Below are 19,584 nucleotides of genomic sequence, written 5' to 3'. Positions count from 1 at the left end.
TTCTTCATTTGAAAAAGGCACAAATGAGCGTCATAATGGCTTAATTAGACGTTTTATCCCAAAGGGAAAACGAATTTCAGACTACTCACTTGAAACTATATCTTTCATAGAAAATTGGATGAATACTCTTCCTAGAAAGTTTCTTGATTACAAGACTCCGGAAGAGTTATTTGAAATACACTTATATGAAATATATTCATTATAATAATTAATTTTTAAATCATAATTAAGGAATAATTCAATTTGATATTGCAATTTAGATAATTAAATTTTTAAATAATTTCAAATATTTATTTTTTGTCTAAATATGAAACCGCACTTAATGCAGCAACGTTTCCTTCTCCTGCAGCTTTTATATATTGATAAGGCTTACCTGTACAATCTCCTGCAGCAAAGCATCCTTCTATATTAGTTTTCATTGTTCTATCTACTTCTATGTGGTCATCAGTTATTTTTAATCCTGGTACTAATTGTCCTGGTGATATACTATCTCTTAATAAGAATATACCATCAGTTTCAATTTCACCATTTTTAGTTATTAACCTATTAACCTTGTTATCTCCCTGTATTTCTACTGGAATATCTTCTACAACTTCAATTGATGAATTTAATTCAAATTCTCCTTTATATCTAGGAATATAGTACACTTTAGATGCTAACTCGCTTACAAAATTAGCTTCTTCTTCGGCTTCCTTATTATATCCTATTATAGTTACAACCTTCTCTTTGTATAAAGGAGCATCACAAGTAGCACAGTACCCAACACCTTTTCCAAGGAATTCCTCTTCCCCTTTCATAGGTTTTGCATATTCTATACCTGTTGCTAAAATAATTGTAGTTGCTTCATACATTTTTTCATTCACCATAAGAGCGAAGTACTCTCCCATAGCATAAATATTATTTATTCTCTCTTCAGTTATATTTATATCCATTTCTCTTAAATGACCCATAAATTGATTTTTTAGGTCTTCTCCGTTCTTACCAACGAATCCAAGATAATTGTTAATCTTTGGTGCTTTCATAAGCTTAGAACTTAAATCACTATTTCCAAAAAGAATAAATTTTTTATTTCTTATCTTTGCATTTAATGCAGCTGAAAGTCCAGCTGGGCCACTTCCTATTATGGCTATATCATATCTTTCGCTCAAATTTATTCATCTCCTTATGAAACTATTTATTAAAGATATTTTTTAATAGTTTCAACTAATGCAGCTTTTGGTCTGAAACCAACTAAAGTATCAACAACTTTTCCTTCTTTGAATATTAATAAAGTTGGAATACTTTGTATTTGATATTTTCCTGCTGAACTAGGGTTTTTATCAACATCAACCTTAACAAATTTAACATTTTCCATCTCTGAAGCTAATTCTTCAATAATTGGAGCTATCATTTTACAAGGTCCACACCAAGTTGCCCAAAAATCTACAACAACTACTTCACTTGCTTCTATTACCTCTGTATTGAAATCTTGATCATTTATATGTTTTACCATTTTTACACGCCTCCTGATTATACCCCTTGGGGGTACTTTATTATTTACAATTATATTATATTTAAAATATTAAGTCAATGTTACAAATAATTATTATTATTTAATTTTTATAATTTTATTATTCAAAAGTACCTTTTACTAACAATTCTTTATTATTCATCAAAATATTCCCTCTAGAAATAACAGAATTTATATCTAAATTTTTCTTATCTAGTAAAACTATATCTGCATCTTTCCCTGTAGATATAAATCCTTTATGTTCTAATTTTAATACATTAGCCACATTACTAGTTATAACTCTTATGGCCTTTTCTAAAGGTACTCCTAGTTTAATCGCCTCTTTTACCTCTCTAAATAAAGTTTCAACAGAACATATCCCAAGACCTTTAAGCTCTCCATTTTCATCAAATAAAGGCATACTTCCATTACCATCTGAAGAAAATGTTATTCTTTCTATAGGAACACCTTCATCTAATAATTTTTTAAGTCCAAGCCCAGCTGTTAACTCTCCTTCTTCTAAATGTTGAGGATCAGACGATGTTGTTAAATCTATCTGTCCACCAGATTTAGCATGAAGTATTCCAGCTTCAAATAATTCCTTACTTCTTCCCATATGTGTAGGAATAATTTGATTTGGAGGAATTTCTGTTTCATTTATTAATTTAGTTATATATTCAATCATCCTTTTTCCACTACCTAAATGAACGTTAACTATACCTGCTTTTCCTGATAATAATCCACCAACTCTTGCCTGAGCAACTATATTAACAAATTGCTCATAAGTAGGTTGAGAACTTCTATGGTCTGACAGTGCAATCTCTCCAACACCAATAACCTTATCAATTAAAATCAAATCACTTTTTACACTTCTAGTTATAGTATTCACAGGGACATCATAAGAACCAGTATAACAATAACAAGTTACTCCTTCTTCGCATAAAGCATGAGCCTTCGCAACTAATCCTTTCATATTTCTACAAACACCATCTGTTCCAATACATCCTACCAATGTAGTTATTCCACCTTTTATTATACTACTTAGTTGAAGTTCAGGAGTTCTTGTTCTAAAACCTCCTTCTCCTCCACCTCCAATTATGTGGACATGGCAATCTATGAACCCAGGAACTGCAATCATTCCTTCTCCATCAATTACTTGAATATTTATAAAATCCTCCGGAATATTAATCTCATCGTATAATCCCTCAATCTTATCACTTAATATAACAATATTCTTTTTTCCTAAATATTCTGGATCATAAACTTCAACATTTTTAATAACTTTTAACACTTAAAACACCTCCTTATAAATAAACTTATTTTTATTTTCTCCTAAAATTAAATAATAATTTAAATTATAAAAAAAAAAGCACGAATTTCTTCGTGCTTATCTTAGGGTTTTGAGTGTTGTATATTAATTTTAATTATTTACTATTATTCTTGTTCCATTATTATTTTTTTAGCAGTTAAGATTGATGTAGCACTCATTGAGAATTCATCTAAACCATACTCAACTAATGTAGGTATAGCTCTCTCATCTCCTGCCATCTCTCCACACATGCCTACCCACTTACCATGTTTGTGAGCACCATCTATTGTCATTTTTATTAATCTTAATACAGCTGGATGCATTGGGTTGTAAAGGTATGATACCTTTTCACTCATTCTATCAGCAGCTAATGTGTATTGGATTAAATCATTAGTTCCGATTGAGAAGAAATCAACATATTTAGCTAATTCATCAGCGTAAACTGCTGCTGCTGGGATTTCAACCATTATACCCCATTGAATTGAATCTGAGTAAGCAATACCCTCTTCTCTTAATTCTGCTTTACACTCTTCAACAAACTCTTTAGCAGTTTGGAATTCTTCTAATCCTGAAATCATTGGGAACATTACTGCAAGATTTCCATAAACAGAAGCTCTTAATAAAGCTCTTATTTGAACTTTGAATATATCTCTTCTATCTAAGCATAATCTTATAGCTCTGTATCCTAAGAATGGGTTCATTTCTTCTGGTAGTGGTAAATATGGAAGAGTTTTATCTCCACCGATATCTAGTGTTCTAATAACAACCTGCTTACCTTCTGTTTTTTCTAAAACATATTTGTAAGCTTCAAATTGTTCTTCTTCACTTGGAGCTTCTTCTCTATCCATATATAAGAACTCAGTTCTAAATAGTCCAACTCCATCTCCACCATTTGCTAAAACTTGATCTACGTCTTGAGCTTTACCAATATTTCCGCAAACTTCTATTCTTCTACCTGATTTAGTAGTTGTTTTAACCTCTATTAATTTCTTTAATTCTTCTTGCTCTGCTTTAAATTTCTCTAATCTAGCTTGATATTCTTTTATAGTAGCTTCATCTGGGTTGATTATAGCTAAACCTTCAATACCATCAACTATTATAGAATCTCCATTTTTAACTGATGTTGTAATATCTCCTAATCCAACAACAGCTGGTATTTCTAATGTTCTAGCCATAATAGCTGAGTGAGAAGTTCTTCCTCCAATATTAGTTAAGAAACCAATAACTTTACTTCTATCTAATTGAGCAGTATCAGAAGGTGTTAAGTCATGAGCTACAACAACAGTATTAGCTCCTACATTGTCCATTCCATTTGCGCCCTTACCAGCTAGGTTAGCGATTATTCTCTTAGAAACATCTTTTATATCTGCTGCCCTTTCTCTCATATAAGGGTCATCCATAGAGTCAAATATCATAACGAAAGTATCTGTAACATTTTGTACAGCTTTCATAGCATTTAATTGATCATTTTCAATTGTCATATCCATTTGACCAGTAAACTCTACGTCATCTAATAACATTAAATGGGCTTCAAAGACTTGAGCTTCATGTTCACCAATTTCTTTAGCAGTTTTTTCTTTTATAGCTTGTAACTGCTCTTTTGATTGTTCTAAAGCTTTAGCTAATTTTTCTTTTTCAAGAGATATATCAGAAACTTTAGCATCTGTTATTACGATTTCCTCATGTTCTTGTATAAATACAGTTCCTATTGCATATCCTTTTGAAGCAGCAATACCTTTTTTCATTATGTAGTCCTCCTTTAAGTTTGTACTCTCAATTAAATACAACATTAAATATCAATCACAATTCAACTAATTCACTTTTCAAATTCACTGATAATATATATTAGCAATTATTGTGCCAAACTTTAAACTTTTCAAAAAAAATTTTTAACTTTATATATATTATACTCATAAAAGCTAGTAAAAATGCCTATTCATTTATTTTTAAAAACTTTTATTTTAAATTACCATAAAAAAATGATTAGTTGTTATTTGATTTAATTATACTAAATATGATAAAAAATATCAAACATATTTTTAAATTGATATTTTTTATCAACTTTTATTTGTTTTATTAACTTTAAACTTCTTAACCTCTTTAATTATAACTTTTTTTCTGATAATATATTATTAATACTTGATAAAAAATATCAACTTATTCGTTTTTCATGCATAATTCGCAAAAAAATTAAACTTTGGACGGTGATTTCATTTAATGTATTCAAGAGAATTAATTATAAAAACCCCTTTAGGTCTACATACTAGATATTCGGCTATGATTGTTAATAGAGCTTCTGAAATAGAATCTCAATATAAAGTTAAACTTTATATAAAAAAAGATTCTTATACTGATTGGCTTGGTATTAGCATGTTAGCAATTCTTTCTCTTAAGGTTCTTCCTGGAGAAAGTATACTTATAGGTTCAAAAAATGAAGGTATGATTGAAAAACTAGCAGTTCAATCCTTAATGGATTTTATTGATAAAAATATAAATAACATATCAGAGCCTGAAAATAATGAAATTGATGAAATTATAGATGCTAGTATAGTTGCTAATGAGCAAGTTATTGAAAGTTTACCTATTGGAATTGTTGTTATAGATATTGAACAGAATATAATAACAATAAATAAATATGCTTTAAATTTTATAGGCTGTAATAAAAATGATGTTAAAGGCAAAAAAATTCAAGAAGTAATTCCTTCATCTCAGCTTCCTCATGTAATGCTTAGTAATCTAAAGAAATTTGGTTCAACTTTACATATTAATAACAGAGTTGGGCTAGTTAATAGTTCTCCTCTTTTTATAAATAAAAAGATAATTGGAGCTATCAGCGTTATTCAGGATGTTTCTGACATCATAGGAATGAAAGAAATAAATGAGAAGTTTACTAAAATACTAGAAAACTCTCAGGATATGATTTGTTTTGTAGATGAAAATGGAGTAATAAACTATCTAAATCCATCTTATGTTAAAAACTACTCAATAATTACTTCAGAAATGATAGGAAAAAGTATCTTTGATGTTGCTCCTAAAGGCCTTAGAGCTAAAGTTTTTAAAGAAAAAAAATTAATTAAAGATGTCATTCACAAAAAAAATGGTACTAATGTTATAAGTACCATTGATCCTTTGTTTATTGATGGAGAATTCAAAGGTGTTATTTCAACTTCTAGACCAGTAAGTTTAATTAAAGAACTTATGTCTAAACTTAATAAATCAGAACAAGAATTAGATTATTATAAAAAAGAATTTCTAAGACAACTTTCTAAAAATTCTTCCTTCAACAATATAATAGGTTCAACTAGAACCTTGAGAGATATTATGTATATGTGTCAAAAAGCTTCTGAAACCACATCTACTGTATTAATAATAGGAGAAAGTGGTACTGGTAAGGAACTTATTGCAAAAGCTATACATAATAATAGTAATAGAAAGAATAAACCCTTTGTTAGAGTAAACTGTGCTTCAATTCCAGAAAATCTATTAGAAAGCGAGTTATTTGGATATGAAAAAGGGGCATTTACAGGTGCACTGCAAAGTAAACCTGGTAAGTTTGCTATAGCTGATGGTGGAACTATATTTTTAGATGAAATTGGAGATATGCCTCTTTCTATGCAAGTTAAATTACTTAGAGTTCTTCAAGAAAGAGAAATTGAGAGTGTTGGTGGTATAACACCTAGAAATATTGATGTTAGAGTGGTTGCTGCTACAAATAGAAATCTTGAAGAAATGATTGAAGAAGGTTCCTTTAGAGAAGATTTATATTACAGATTAAATGTACTTGGAATAAATCTTCCTCCACTTAGAGAAAGAAAAGAGGATATTCCTGAACTTGTTGAACATTTTATAAGCAAGCTTAATAAAAAACTTAATAAAAATATATTAGGAATAAATCAAGATGCTCTTAATCTTTTAATAGAATATTCTTGGCCTGGTAATATACGTGAACTTGAAAATATAATGGAAAGAGCTATAAATCTTTGTGATGGAGATTATATAGACAGTACTTATCTTCCATCTTATCTTAAACCAATTGAGACTAAATCCTTTGGATTAAATATAGATGAAGATAACATACTTCCTTTTGAGGAATATGAAAAACAAATCATTAAAGCTGCTATGAAAAAATACAAATCATTTAATAAAGCAGGAAAAGCTTTAGGATTAACTCATAGAACAATTTCTTTAAAATGTAAAAAATATAATATAGAAGTAAATAGATAATTTTTTCATATGAAAAATTTCTAAATTACTAGATACATTTTGTATTTTTAGATATAATTTTATTATTGACTGTCTTATTTAGATTAGTTTCCCAAACTTTATGTTTGGATATATGTAAAATTTAATTAAAAGAAAAAAACACTTGAAGGTCAGCACCCCTTCAAGTGTTTTTTATTAGTAAGAGTTTAGTAACATTACATTTTGAAGTATAATTTTTGCAAGATAGTTTAGTTTTAATTAGAGGAACAGCGTGTAATTAAAACTAAATCTGGATTTAAAAGGCTTAATTAGTTATACAGCTTTTATTATTTAGAGTAGAACTCAACTATTAATTGCTCTTGTATTGTTATTGGAATTTCTTCTCTCTTTGGTCTTCTAGCAAATATTCCTTTAAAGTTATCCTCTTCTTTCATTATATAAGGAACTTCATTTCCTATGCTATCTTTAAAGTTGTTTACAAACATTTCTGTTTTTCTTGATTTTTCTCTTAAAACAACTTCATCTCCAACCTTTAATCTGAAAGATGGTATGTTTACTTTTTCACCATTTACTAAGAAATGTCCATGATTAACCATTTGTCTTGCTTGTCTTATAGAATTAGCAAATCCCATTCTATAAACCATATTATCTAGTCTTGATTCTAGAATCATAAGTAAAGCTTCACCTGGTTGCTCCTTACTATTAAAAGCTTGATCTACATATCTAGTAAATTGTCTTTCCATAACACCATAATAAGCTCTTAATCTTTGTTTCTCTAATAATTGAACACCATAATCAGATAATTTCTTATCTGCTCTACTAGTGCCTCTATAAGCTCGTTCCATTGCTTTTGGATGTCCTATAACATTTAATCCAAGTCTTCTGCACATCTTGAAACGAGGTCCCATCATCTTAGCCATATTAAACCTCCAAATGTTTGTTTTCTATGATGTTATATTATCATAAATTATTCAAAATTGAAAATGATTATCATTAACAAATATCTCTTTTATATTAAATTATCCTATTAATGCTACTAAAAACTCTTTAAAATTACTATTTACTAATTTTCTTGTTTCAATAAATTTTACACTATCTTAAAAATAAATTAAAAGCCACCAAACTTTTCAAAACTGTTTAGTAGCTTTTACTTATAAACCTTAATTAAATTTTATAAATCATCAATTAATGCACCAGCTTTTGCGTAGGCAGTTGACTTAGCTTCAAAGAAATCAGTCTTAACTTGATTTGCATCAGCATAGTAATCAACCCAAGGTGCCGGATTTTCATCATATCCTTCAAATAAAGGATCTAATCCTACAGCCTTAACTCTTAAATTACCAATATATTTTATGTATCTTTCTATAAGGTTTTTGTTTATTCCATTTACATTATCACCTATAACATAGTGTCCCCATGCAATTTCATGCTCAACCCCTATTTTAACCATTTCTCTCAATTCATTTTTAAGTTCTTCAGTGAATAATTCTGGCATTTCTTCTCTTAATTCTTTTATTATACTTCTAAACAACCATAAGTGAGTATTTTCATCTCTATTTATGTATCTTATTTCTTGAGCTGAACCTGGCATTTTTCCATTTCTCTCTAAATTGTAGAAAAACATAAATCCTGAGTAAAAATAAACTCCTTCTAAAATATAGTTAGCCATTACTGATTTTAAGAAATTTTCCATATTTGAGTTTTCTAAAAAATTATTATATAACTCTCCTATAAATTTATTTCTTTGAAGCAATATTTCATCATCTTTCCATTGGAACAATATCTCATTTCTTTCCTCTGGTGAACATATACTATCTAGCATATAACTATAACTTTGTGAGTGAACAGCTTCTTGGAAAGCTTGTATTGTTAAACATAAATTAACCTCTGAAGCAGTTATGTAACTATTTATATTTCCTAAGTTTGCTGTTTGTATTGAATCTAGGAATATTAAGAAAGATAATATCTTATCATATGCAGTTTTCTCTTCCTTAGTTAATATTTTATAGTCTTTTAAATCTTGAGATAAGTTTATTTCCTCTGGAATCCAAAAGTTATTCATGGCCTGTCTGTACCAATCTGCAACCCAAGTATATTTCATGTTATTGAAATCATTTAGATTAGTTGTATTACCATTTATCATTCTCTTTTTATTAGTTTCTGTATCACCAAACTCATTAAAAAGTGGTCTTTTATTAATTTCCATCCTTGATTCACCTTTCATCACTTTATTTAATATCTTTTCTATCATAGTACATTTATATAAGTTAATAGATACTCACCTAATTTCTTAGATGAGTATCTTAATATTATCAATTATTGTTTTGTCACTTATAATTATTTCATATATAAAATCTAAATAAATTTAATATAAGCTTATTATTAAGCTGAACAACTTTCACATTCATCAACAGTTAATGATTTACTTCTTACATAGTAAATACTCTTAACTCCACTTTTACAAGCAGTAATATAAAGATTCATTATTTGTCTCATTGTAAAATCCGTTGTTATATAAAGATTAAATGATTGTCCTTGGTCTATATGTCTTTGTCTTACTCCATTAGCTTTTACTGAGAATTCTTGGTCTACATTGTAAGCTGATACATAGTACCAGAAGTTTTCTTGACATAAACCTGGTGCAACCTTAGGTGTTATGCTTCCTTTTTTCTCTTCTAACCAAAATCTATTCATAACTGGGTCTACACCTTCTGATGTTCCTGCTAATGTAGCTGTTGAGCCATTTGGAGCGACTGCAAATAGATATCCATTTCTCATACCATATTTAGCTATCTCTTCTTTTAACTCTTTCCACTTTGAAGACTTATAATCTCTTAAATCAAAGTAATCTCCATTACTCCAATCTGATCCTTCAAATAATGGATAACTTCCTTTTTCTTTAGCAATATTTAAACTTGCTTTTATTGCGTAGAAGTTTATTCTTTCATAAACCTTATCCACAAATTCTAAGTGTTCTTCTGAATTCCAAACTATTTTATTATTTACAAGCATATGATGGTATCCTGACGTTCCAAGCCCAACAGCTCTATATTTTTTATTTGTTATTTCAGCAAATGGCACTGAGTAGTAGTTTAAGTCTATTACATTGTCCATAGCTCTTATTTGAGTTTCAACAACATATTCAACCTCTTCTTCTGAATTAACATCTACATTTCCTAAAACTACTGATGAAAGGTTACATACAACAAAATCACCTGGTTTTGTTTTTTCTATTACAACTATATCTCCATTTTCATCTTTAATTTCAGTTTGTTCAATTTCCATAGCACTCATATTTTGCATAATTTCTGTACAAAGATTTGATGAATATATGATTCCTTTGTGTTTATTTGGATTAAACTTGTTTACCGTATCTCTATAAAAAGCAAAGGGTGTTCCAGTTTCTGCAGCACTCTTAATTATAAGTCTAACTATATCCTTAACACTCATAACTCTCTTATCAATTCTATCATCTTCTACACATTCGTAGTATTTCTTTTCCCACTCTTCTCCATAGAAATCTTCTAATGAGTATCCTTTAACACTCTTTATTTCGTGAGGGCACATCATATACCAGTTAGCATCTATATCATTCTCAGCTAACTTCCAAAATAAATCTGGATAACAAAGCCCTGGGAATACATCGTGTGCCTTCTTTCTATCATCACCGTTATTAGTTCTTAATTGAAGAAACTCAGGTAAATCTTTGTGCCATGCATCAAGCCATATAGCAACTGAGCCATTTCTAACTCCTAACTGGTCAACTGCCACTGCTGTATCATTAAATAATTTTATCCAAGGTATTATTCCACCTGAAGCCCCTTTAAATCCTCTTATTGCTGATCCTAAAGCTCTAACTTTTCCCATGTAGATTCCCATTCCACCACCGAACTTAGAAACCTTTGAGAAGTTATCTAATGATTTATAAATTCCACCTAAACTATCTTCAACTGTATCTATGAAACATGAACTCAATTGATAGAATGGTTTTCTAGCATTAGACATAGTTGGAGTAGCCATTGTTGCTTTTATTGAACTTAAAACATCATAAAATCTCTTAACCCAATAAAGTCTATTTTCCTTTTTCTCTGGAATAGCAAGGTGCATAGCTATACCCATAAACATTTGTTGTGGAAGTTCTAATGGCAATCTATTATAATCTTGAATTAAATATCTTTTAGCTAATAAATTTATTCCACTGTATGTAAATAAGAAATCTCTCTCTCTTTTTATTTCTCTTTCAAGTTCTTCTATATCTTCTTTAGAATAATTTCCTAAAATATATTTCCCATATAATCCTTTATCAGTAAGTTCTTTTATAAAGTCATAGAAATTATCATATGGATCTTCACCCTGTTCTAATCCTCTATTTTCTCTTACTTCATCATATAAATTCTTAACATATAACTTTGCCGCAATTTCCTGCCATCTTGGTTCTGTTTGAGAAGTTAATTCCAATGAAACTTGAATAAAAGACTTCACTATCTCTTTTTCTCCCATAGCTGAAGTAACTATGTTGTCTAAAGCAACTTGTAATTTTTCTTCAGTATATAATCCACTTTCATCACTTAACTCTCTTAAAGACCATGAACAGTATCTTTTTAATAATGTCATTAGCTAACCCTCCACAATATATAGTAATCTCTTTTTATTTTCGCACAATATCTTGACAATTTATTATAATAAGTAAAGTTGTTTTTGTAAAACATAAATTTCTTTGAAAAGTTAAGTTTTTATATAAATAAACCTTATTATTTAAGTTCTATTTTCTTTTTTTAATACTATTCGCTTAATAATAATTATTGACATTTATAATATCTACACTAAATCAAGTAAATTAGTCATTTATATTTATTTAACAAAAAAGACTACAGAAAATAATTCTGTAGCCAATAAAATTTCATCATATTTTAAACCTAATTATTAAATCAAAAATCTATTTTAAAATTTCATTCCACTGCTCTTCTTTAAATCCAACAAGAACTACATCATCTTTTACTATTAAAGGTCTTTTTACTAACATTCCATTAGAAGCTAATATTTCTAAAAGTTCATCTTCACTTGCTGTTTTAACCTTATCTTTTAAATTCATTTCTCTATATAACTTTCCTGAAGTATTGAAGAATTTATTTAGTGTTAACCCACTTCTCTCATACCACTTTTTTAATTCTTCTTTAGTTGGATTTTCATCAACTATCATTCTATCCTTAAAATCTACATTATTCTCTTCTAACCATTTCTTTGCTTTTCTACATGTACTACATTTAGGATATTCTAAAAATAAACAACTCATATTTCTCATCCTTCTTTCTAATAAATATTATTATATAATAATTATACTCATTATAAGCAATATAGCAAGATATGAAATCCACATCTTGCTATCCAAAAATTCATATTAAAATTTAATATTCTATATCCTTACTTTTAGGAATTAAAACAAAAGCTTTAAATAAATCACCTTCACACTCAACTCTAAATTTACCATTATGAAGTTCCACTATTGTTTTAGCAATAGCTAAACCTAATCCTGAACCCTCCACAGTTGAATTTCTTGATTCATCTCCTCTTGCAAACCTCTCTAATATATCCTGCTCATCAAAATCTAATGCATATGAAGAAACATTTTTAAATGATATTTCCACATACTTCTCTAAATCTTTAATTTCAACATATACTCTAGTATTTTCTAACCCATACTTTAATGCATTGGTAGTTAGGTTTTGAAATACTCTAGACATTCTCTGTGGATCTATTCTAATAATACATTCATCTGGAGCATTAACTTTAAACTGAATGTTTTTTTCAGCATAAACATCCTCAACCTCAGCTATACATTGATAAACAAGTTGAATTATATCTATATCATACTTTTCAAGTTCCACTTTCCCTGATGACATTTTTGAAACTTCAAATAAGTCATCTATAAGTTTTTTAAGCATTTGAGATTTCTTATCTAAAATCTCTACATACTCTTTTCTCTCTTCTTCATTTATATCATCCAATTGAAGTATATTTACATAGTTTATTATTGATGTTAAAGGAGTTTTTAAATCATGTGATACATTTGAAATAAGTTCTGTTTTAAGTTTTTCATTCCTTACTCCCTCTTCCACAAGTTCTATATATCCAAGCCTTAAATAATTAACCTCTGTTGCTAACTCTCTTATTTGCCTATCATCATTATCTTTTATTTCTATCTCAGTATTTCCTTTTTTAACAGAACCTATATCCTTTATTATGCTGTCTAAACCGTCATACTTTCTTATAAACTTTCCAATAAAATGTATTACAAATATAATAGGTATTAACCAAAGATATCTTGTGTCAATTAAAACATAATGATATTGCTTCCAAACAAATTCTATATTTCTCATAAATCCATTAATAAGCATATAAATTATAGTAAATATAAATACAAATATAACAACTCTATCTTTTAAGAATTCTTCTATAAACATCTTCTTAGTAATAAGTACATTTATACATTCTATAAATTTATAAAAATACCCGTTTTTCCAACTTTCTTTGTATTTCCTAAAACCAAGATTTTTAAGCATACATAGCTTCTTAAAAATTAATAGAAGCATAAATAAAGTTGTTGTCATTGTTACAATAAATGCTATTTTTATTGAACTTATTTCCGAATCATAAAGTTCTCCTCTTGAAAAATATATCTCCTCATAGGTACTATTAGGATTTAACTCAACAAAAACAACATTATCTTTTTTAGATAAACTTTCTAAAACCTGCCTTGGAGTAGATAAATTATATGGCTTTTCATAAAACCACACTCTATTTGAATAATACTCTCCTGTTTTTTTATTTATAAGAACTACGCCAGAATAACTAGTAGCTCTCTCTTGAAGTTTTGCAATAAAAGCTTCCTTTTTCTCCTTAGTATCTAAATTATCTAAAGTACTTAGATAATTTGTTTCATTATAAAGAAAATCAGATATATCAACTGACTGGGCTAATAATCTGCTTTCTCTATACTTTTCTGGATTTATCAAAGCATCTCTATATTTTACAGATGTGCTTATGTTAGGATTATAATTAGCATTAAGTTTTACTATATTTTCAAAGCTATAACCCCCAAACATTATGGTATAAAGTACAGGAATAAATATTGCAAATATTATTATAAACATATTCTCTGCACTTCTTACCGTTAAACTATAATTTCTCCACCATCTAGAAAAACTATTTGTCAATTTTATACCCAAGTCCCCACACCACCTTTATATACTCTGGGTCTTTAGAGTTAATTTCTATTTTTTCTCTCATTCTTCTTATATGAACAGTCACAGTATTTTCACTTTTATAAAAAGGCTCTTCCCAAACTCTTTCATATATTTCCTTAATAGAAAATATTCTTCCTGGATGAGAAGCTAAAAGTGTTAAAATTTTATATTCTGTTGCTGTAAGCTTTATGTTTTCTCCTCTTAATGAAACTTGTTTATTTACTGTATCTATTGTTAAATCCTTTATTACTATTAAATCCTGTGTATTTTCTCTATTCAGAGGATAATCATATCTTCTAAGCTGTGATTTAACTCTTGCAACAAGTTCTAAATGATTAAATGGCTTAGTCACATAATCATCAGCGCCAATATTTAATCCAAGAATTTTATCACTATCCTCAGACTTAGCTGACAATAATATGATTGGAATATTTCTGCTCTCTCTTATCTTAAGACAAGTTCTTCTTCCATCTAATCTAGGCATCATTATATCTAATACAACTAGATGAATATCTTCCTTATCAAGAATTTCTAAAGCTTCTATTCCATCACAAGCTTTAATTACATTTATTCCTTCCCCTCTTAAATATATATCTATTGCATCTCTTATTTCTTTTTCATCATCAACAACTAAAACATTAAATTTTTCTTTTCCCATAACCAAACACTCCTCAAATATGCCCTCCTCATCAAATATTAAAGGAGGAAAATTAAAATAAACATATTTATTTATTACGATTTTATTAAGATATAAATATTACCATTAATTCTGTGAAAATCTTAGTATATACAATGTATTTTACCATAAAAACACATTAGTTGCTTTTTCACCACTTCTATTTACTTTACTTTGCAGAAAAAACCTTTATAATATCCTATGAAATTAATTATCTGGTAGGTAAAAAATCATAATTCACATATCTATGCAAGATTAAAATTATTTTTTACTCTATTAGATATTATTATTTATAAATTTAGGAGAATCCCTATGAATTATATTAGAGAGAAAAAAGAATTACTAATTGACTACGCCTTTATTCTTTTAGGGTGTTTAATCTCCTCACTAGGAGTAAACTTATTTTTATCAAATGCTAGACTTCTTAGTGGAGGTGCCACAGGTATAGCACTTATCTTTCAATACTTAATGGGAGTAAACTCAGGTATTGTTGTATTAATTATCAACATTCCTTTATTTGTGCTTAGCTATTTTAAACTTTCAAAAAAGTTTACCTTTGGTTCTGCAATTGGAATGTTAGGACTATCTCTTTCACTTATGTTAACTTCACCATTATCACATCTAGTCCGTCTAGATGATAAATTACTTTACTGTGTATTTGGTGGTGCAATATGTGGAATAGGTTATGGAATTGTATTCTCTAAAGGTGGATCAACTGGAGGAACAGACATAATCACAATGGTTATTCGTAAAAAATATTCAAACTTCAACATAGGTTCACTGAGCTTTGCAATAAATATGTGTATAGTAGCTGTTGGTGGAGTATTTTTCGGTATAGAAACCTCACTTTATACTCTTATATCAATATTTGTACAAACAGTATTAGTTGATAAAGTTATTAAAGGTATTCATTCAAAACAATTACTCCTTATAATAACAGATAAAGAACAGCAAATTATAGATTATATAATAAAAGATCTTCACAGAGGTGTAACTTCACTTCTTGCAGAAGGTGAATACACTCATGATAAAAAGAAGATGCTTTATTGTTTAGTTACTACAAGACAGATGATTGAATTAAAAAATACAATTCACTATATAGATCCAAACGCCTTTATAACAATAATTGATGTATCAGAAGTTAAAGGAAAAGGCTTTAAAAATATATAAAACAAAAGCTATGCTTAAATGCATAGCTTTTATTATTTAAGTTAAACTTTATATTTAAACAATTTATATTCTACATTTTATTATTAACCAAAATATTATAATCATAATCTTTATAATCACTAAAATATATATTATTAAAGTAATATGTTAGGAGAAATAATGAAGAACTTTAATCTTATAAATCTATTTATTTACCTTTTATTTATAATTCTATTCTTATTAATAATAAAATTATTATTTTTAGGTTATAAACTTAATCTTAACTCTCACTATGATTTAGAAGTCTCTTCCTTCTTATCACTTTCAGGTGGTATTTGAGTTACACCATTTCCTTCAAAATATTCATCTAAAGATTTTGATATAGCATTAGCTATTTTAGCTTGATAATCCTCCTTAGCTAAAAGTTCACCTTCTTCTGGATTGGATAAAAATCCACATTCTAATATTAAGGAAGCACCCTCATAATTATCATTAAGTATACGATATTCTTTCTTAGCAACCTTTGGTACTCTTTTATTAGTAGCATCAACCTCTAATTTAAATTTATCCTGTATTATTTGCCCTAATTTCTTACTTGCCTCATTGCCTGCACTCCAAACCTGAGCACCCTTACAACTTTTTTGAGGGAACATATTTTGATGTATGCTTATAAATACGTCACATTTACTTTCTTTTTTTATTTTAACTCTATTAGCTAAATCTTCTCTTTTCTTCTCTCTAGTATTTTTACCCTCGCTATATAATCCAACATCCTCTGTTCTAGTCATAACAACCTTATATCCCTTGCTTTCCAAAGCTGCTTTAGTTTTTAATGCTATAGATAAATTTATATCTTTTTCTAAAATTCCACTAGCACTTTTACCTCCACCATCTATTCCTCCGTGTCCAGGATCAATTACTATAACTTTTCTACATTCCTCAGCATTAACATTAATTCCTATAAAACTAAAAATAAACAAACTTAGAATTAAAGATGAAATCATCTTAAAACTTTTTTTCATAAAATCACCAAAAACAATTTAAAATTGTCTAATGGTTATTCACCTCCTAATCTTTTGTAAAGCAACTTAGAAAACCAACTTAAAATTCTCATATAACTATCTAAGTTTATCTTTTCCAATATTTAAATAAATATTCTTTACTCATATAGGCTTATAAAATTATTGAATATAATTTTATACAAAAAAGAGTACCTATTCTAGGTACTCTCAAATTTCTTAGTAAATTTCCATAACAGATTCTGCTATATTAGTTGCATGATCACCAATTCTCTCAAAATTACTTAGTAGGTCCATAAATATTGCACCATCATAAGCATTGCAAGCCCCTTGGCTTAATCTCTTAATATGATTTTCTCTAAATTCTTTTTGTGAAGCATCTATCCTTTTTTCTATTTCGTAGATAGTTCTAGCTTCATCAATATTTTCATTAGCATAAGAATCTATTGTTATATCCAAGGCTTTAATTGCTTGATTATAGATATAATCAATCTCTTTTAAAGCATCTTCGCTATATTTCAAATTTCTACCTATTTTCTCTAATGTTAAGTCTGCTATATTTTCAACGTGATCTCCAATTCTTTCTATGTCATTTACAACATGGAATGTTGAAGCTACTATATTACTTTCTTTAGCAGATAAATCACATTTAGATAATTTAACTAAGTAAGAAGTTATTGCTTCTTCTAATGTATTTATAAGCTTTTCATTCTCATATACTTTCTTGACTAAGGCTTCATTATTGTCTTTGAAGGCAGTCATACTTAACTCTAAATTTTCTTTAGCTTTATTAGCCATTCTTAAAGTTTCTTTTTGAACTTGACCTGCTGCAATTACCGGTGTTTCTAATAATCTTTCATCGAGATATTTAGGACCACAATGCTCTATTTCATCTTCACCTTTTATTAATTTGTTAACTACCATAATCATATACTTACTTAAAGGAACAAGAATTATTGTAGCAGCTATATTGAAAATTGTATGAGCATTAGCTATTTGTCTTTGCACATCTCCAGGACTCAGTTTTTGGACAATATTTGCTAATGGCACTATAAATGGTATAAATATTAAAGTACCTAATACATTAAACATTAAATGTATTCCAGCAGCCTTATGAGCTGTTTTATTAGCACCAATACTAGCTATTAAAGCAGTTACACACGTACCAATATTACATCCAAATAATATTGGTAATATAATTTTTATAGTTACAGTACCAGTTGATGCCAAAGCTATCAATATACTAGTTGTTGCTGATGAGCTTTGTAATATGGCAGTAAGTCCCAAACCTGTCAATATTCCTAAAATCCAATTATCATCTATTGCTATTATAATATTTTTAAATATAACCGAATTAGATAATGGTTTTAAAGCTGAACTCATTATCCCCATTCCCATGAATAATATACCAAATCCTAAAATTATATCAGCAATATCTTTTCTCTTTTTTTGTTTAGCTGACATTAATAATACAACCCCAACTATTACAAATAAAGGTGCAATCTGATCTAAATTAAATGCAACAAGTTGGGCAGTAATAGTTGTACCAACATTGGCACCCATAATTACACCGGTAGCCTGTGCCAAATTCATAAGCCCTGCATTAACAAAACCAACTACCATTACTGTGGTAGCACTTGAACTTTGAACAACCATAGTTACGAATGCTCCAACTAAAACAGCAGATACAGGATTTTTAGTAACTTTCTCTAATATACCTTTTAATTTGTCTCCAGCAGCATTCTCTAAACCTTCTCCCATTAGTTTCATACCAAATAAGAATAAGCCTAATCCACCAGCAACTTCAATTAAAGTAAAAATTGCATCTTTCAAGATACTTCTCCTCCAATTTGCTAATTTGTAAAATTACAAACGTTTTTATTTTTTATATTATATATTTTAATTATTAATTCTATCTAATTTTACAATATAACACTCTCTTTGTTAAGTTTTAAGTATTCTTTTTAACCTAAACTTAATATAGTATCCAATTTTTTTAATTTTTTCCCAATTAAACACCAATTATTTTAATCATCGTTAAACTGAAAACTGTCAAACCCTTGTAAAAAAGCCATTTCTACATTTTAAAAGATTTTTTATTTATACATCTTAAATTCATCTTATAGTTAAAAAATTGTTAATATTTATGTAATTTAATACCTCTTAATTACTTTAAATTATTAAGTGTGAATATGTATAAAGATATATTTTCCTAAATTTCCAATAAAAACATAATATAAAAGGCTTAATTTTATAAGTTGAATTTAATTTAAAATCATAAAATAACTCCTTAAATTATTTTTCAATAAAAAAAAGAAGGAGTAAACTCCTTCTTTTCTGATGAAAACAATATTATCTCTTTGAGAACTGTGGAGATCTTCTTGCTTTCTTTAAACCGCATTTCTTTCTTTCAACCATTCTTGGGTCTCTAGTTAAGAATCCAGCTTTCTTTAATTCTGGTCTTAAGTTTTCGTCAGCTTTTAATAAAGCTCTTG

General features: G+C 28.2%; 16 protein-coding genes. 3 read left to right on the top strand and 13 right to left on the bottom strand.

Annotation, left to right across the window (positions count from 1 at the left end; all coding sequences use genetic code 11):
* Positions 1-205, top strand: a 205-nt coding sequence (locus Q1K13_RS10175) for a transposase (protein WP_498038045.1), incomplete at its 5' end; no start/stop codon positions are given.
* 85 nt (positions 206-290) lie between these two features.
* On the opposite strand, the gene Q1K13_RS10170 is transcribed toward Q1K13_RS10175, so the two are convergent.
* The 4 genes from Q1K13_RS10170 to ptsP form a co-directional block, all read right to left on the bottom strand.
* Positions 291-1,148: an NAD(P)/FAD-dependent oxidoreductase gene (locus tag Q1K13_RS10170; protein WP_300350361.1), complete on the bottom strand. Its 858-nt coding sequence runs from the start codon at positions 1,146-1,148 to the stop codon at positions 291-293.
* A gap of 29 nt (positions 1,149-1,177) precedes the next feature.
* On the bottom strand, positions 1,178-1,492 hold the full coding sequence (gene trxA / locus Q1K13_RS10165; protein WP_300350359.1) for a thioredoxin: 315 nt from the start codon (positions 1,490-1,492) through the stop codon (positions 1,178-1,180).
* Positions 1,493-1,610: 118 nt separating this feature from the next.
* Positions 1,611-2,780, bottom strand: coding sequence for a beta-aspartyl-peptidase (gene iadA / locus Q1K13_RS10160; protein ID WP_300350357.1), 1,170 nt, complete (start codon positions 2,778-2,780; stop codon positions 1,611-1,613).
* A 143-nt stretch (positions 2,781-2,923) separates the two neighbouring features.
* Complete coding sequence (gene ptsP, locus Q1K13_RS10155; RefSeq protein WP_300350356.1) at positions 2,924-4,543, bottom strand: phosphoenolpyruvate--protein phosphotransferase; 1,620 nt, start codon at positions 4,541-4,543, stop codon at positions 2,924-2,926.
* Between the two features lie 472 nt (positions 4,544-5,015).
* Between ptsP and Q1K13_RS10150 the strand changes: the two genes are divergently transcribed.
* The gene (locus tag Q1K13_RS10150) at positions 5,016-7,022 is read left to right on the top strand and encodes a sigma 54-interacting transcriptional regulator (protein WP_300350353.1); all 2,007 of its coding nucleotides are present in this window, start codon (positions 5,016-5,018) and stop codon (positions 7,020-7,022) included.
* A gap of 305 nt (positions 7,023-7,327) precedes the next feature.
* Here the strand turns inward: Q1K13_RS10150 and rpsD are convergent, their stop codons facing one another.
* The 6 genes from rpsD to Q1K13_RS10120 all read right to left on the bottom strand — a co-directional run bounded on the left by rpsD (position 7,328) and on the right by Q1K13_RS10120 (position 14,903).
* Positions 7,328-7,921, bottom strand: a complete 594-nt coding sequence (rpsD, locus tag Q1K13_RS10145) for a 30S ribosomal protein S4 (protein WP_300350350.1) — start codon at positions 7,919-7,921, stop codon at positions 7,328-7,330.
* 251 nt (positions 7,922-8,172) lie between these two features.
* Positions 8,173-9,207, bottom strand: coding sequence for a ribonucleotide-diphosphate reductase subunit beta (locus Q1K13_RS10140; protein WP_300350348.1), 1,035 nt, complete (start codon positions 9,205-9,207; stop codon positions 8,173-8,175).
* 176 nt (positions 9,208-9,383) lie between these two features.
* Positions 9,384-11,615, bottom strand: a complete 2,232-nt coding sequence (locus tag Q1K13_RS10135) for a ribonucleoside-diphosphate reductase subunit alpha (protein ID WP_300350347.1) — start codon at positions 11,613-11,615, stop codon at positions 9,384-9,386.
* 322 nt (positions 11,616-11,937) lie between these two features.
* On the bottom strand, positions 11,938-12,294 hold the full coding sequence (locus Q1K13_RS10130) for an arsenate reductase family protein (RefSeq protein WP_300350346.1): 357 nt from the start codon (positions 12,292-12,294) through the stop codon (positions 11,938-11,940).
* A 112-nt stretch (positions 12,295-12,406) separates the two neighbouring features.
* Positions 12,407-14,227: a sensor histidine kinase gene (locus Q1K13_RS10125; protein ID WP_300350343.1), complete on the bottom strand. Its 1,821-nt coding sequence runs from the start codon at positions 14,225-14,227 to the stop codon at positions 12,407-12,409.
* The gene (locus Q1K13_RS10120; RefSeq protein WP_300350341.1) at positions 14,205-14,903 is read right to left on the bottom strand and encodes a response regulator transcription factor; all 699 of its coding nucleotides are present in this window, start codon (positions 14,901-14,903) and stop codon (positions 14,205-14,207) included. Before Q1K13_RS10120 ends, Q1K13_RS10125 begins: the two co-directional genes overlap by 23 nt.
* Positions 14,904-15,233: 330 nt before the next feature.
* Here Q1K13_RS10120 and Q1K13_RS10115 point away from each other — a divergent pair, with 330 nt between their 5' ends.
* Positions 15,234-16,091: a YitT family protein gene (locus Q1K13_RS10115; protein WP_300350340.1), complete on the top strand. Its 858-nt coding sequence runs from the start codon at positions 15,234-15,236 to the stop codon at positions 16,089-16,091.
* Positions 16,092-16,360: 269 nt separating this feature from the next.
* On the opposite strand, the gene cwlD is transcribed toward Q1K13_RS10115, so the two are convergent.
* From cwlD to rpsI, 3 genes are all read right to left on the bottom strand, one after another.
* Positions 16,361-17,092, bottom strand: coding sequence for an N-acetylmuramoyl-L-alanine amidase CwlD (gene cwlD, locus Q1K13_RS10110; protein ID WP_300350337.1), 732 nt, complete (start codon positions 17,090-17,092; stop codon positions 16,361-16,363).
* A gap of 216 nt (positions 17,093-17,308) precedes the next feature.
* On the bottom strand, positions 17,309-18,922 hold the full coding sequence (locus tag Q1K13_RS10105; protein ID WP_300350336.1) for a Na/Pi cotransporter family protein: 1,614 nt from the start codon (positions 18,920-18,922) through the stop codon (positions 17,309-17,311).
* 519 nt (positions 18,923-19,441) lie between these two features.
* On the bottom strand, positions 19,442-19,584 hold a 143-nt coding region (gene rpsI / locus Q1K13_RS10100), incomplete at its 5' end, for a 30S ribosomal protein S9 (RefSeq protein WP_300350364.1).

The sequence above is a fragment of the Clostridium sp. genome (genome assembly GCF_029267215.1).
Taxonomy (GTDB): domain Bacteria; phylum Bacillota; class Clostridia; order Clostridiales; family Clostridiaceae; genus Sarcina.
The sequence above is the reverse complement of the archived record's forward strand: the minus strand, read 5'-3'. Positions and strand labels throughout refer to the sequence as shown.